Genomic DNA, 1,143 nt, shown 5'->3' on the forward strand with positions numbered 1-1,143 from the left:
AAGCTTCAGGTCTGTTCGGGTAAAGTAATGCAAATGCCCTCCCCCCCAGACGAACGTATCCATGGTGGTATGAGGAAACCTCCCGTGCCAAACGAGTGTCAGCACGTTCCGGAAATACCGGATATTCGGCGTCGTCAGGACCAACTGACCGTCGTCCTTCAGGACGCGGTGAAGCTCACGCAGCAATGACAAAGGATCAAAGACATGTTCAATCACTTCGAGGCAGGTAACGCACTCAAACGAACGATCTTGATAGGGAAGCAGGCCGCGATTGAGATCGGCGCAGACGCTCAAGACTCCCCGCTGCCTGGCTTCCCGAAGGGCCGTTTCCGAAAGGTCGCACCCGTGCACCGCTTGAAACTTAGCTCCAACAAGGTCCAGCAGTGTGCCGACCCCGCAGCCGACGTCGAGGAGCCTCTTCCCCTCGCCCAACACCGACCCGACGGACTCGAAAATCTCGTTTGGGGAGCCGCTGCCCTCTGCTGCTCCCCCGGCATCGGCCCGGCGAGCCGCCCAATACCGTTCATATGTCCGCCTGAGCTCTATCATCCATCTTGCCAAAGCCATTCCGGCCCACGGTCCGTTCGCCCCAAAGTATAGTCCTTCACTGCAGCCAAATAGGCACGGGCCTTCTTGAATCGCTCCTGATCCGAGGACTTCACGACTAGCCAAGCGATGTCGCGTAGCAAGCCCTCCAGCAGAGTCGGGAAGGCGCGTGGTGCGTGCAGGTGAGCAAGCAGCAGGTGGCTACGTGTCTTATGGTAGGCTTTCAGGGACGAATCGGTCCCCCCCGCGCTCAGGGAAATCTTGTGCCAGATCCGCGCCGAGGGCTCAACCACACTCTGCAGGCCAGAGACCCGAAGGCGAAGGCACCAGTCGACATCCTCCCAGTACAGAAAGAAGCGCTCATCCAGAAGGCCCGCCCTTTCCAAGGCCTGCCGCGTCATCAACAGGCAACAGCCGGTTAGCCAATCAGAATCGAACACCGTAGGCTGTCCTTCTCGCTCGATTCTTCCATGTTGGGCATCGATAACCTGGCAGGTATGACGATCAAACCTTGCGCCTGCGAACCAAATCCTCTCGGGTTCATCAAAATAATAGATGTAGGGCCCTAATGCTCCCACATGGTCATATTCATCGCCA

2 protein-coding genes are annotated in these 1,143 nt (G+C 57.8%); both read right to left on the minus strand.

Annotation, left to right across the window (positions count from 1 at the left end):
- On the minus strand, positions 1-549 hold a 549-nt coding region (locus tag KGL31_01410), incomplete at its 3' end, for a class I SAM-dependent methyltransferase (GenBank protein MDE2320568.1).
- On the minus strand, positions 546-1,143 hold a 598-nt coding region (locus tag KGL31_01415), incomplete at its 5' end, for a glycosyltransferase family 2 protein (GenBank protein MDE2320569.1). The genes KGL31_01415 and KGL31_01410, both read right to left, overlap by 4 nt.

It is taken from the genome of Candidatus Methylomirabilota bacterium (genome assembly GCA_028870115.1).
Lineage (GTDB): Bacteria > Methylomirabilota > Methylomirabilia > Methylomirabilales > Methylomirabilaceae > Methylomirabilis.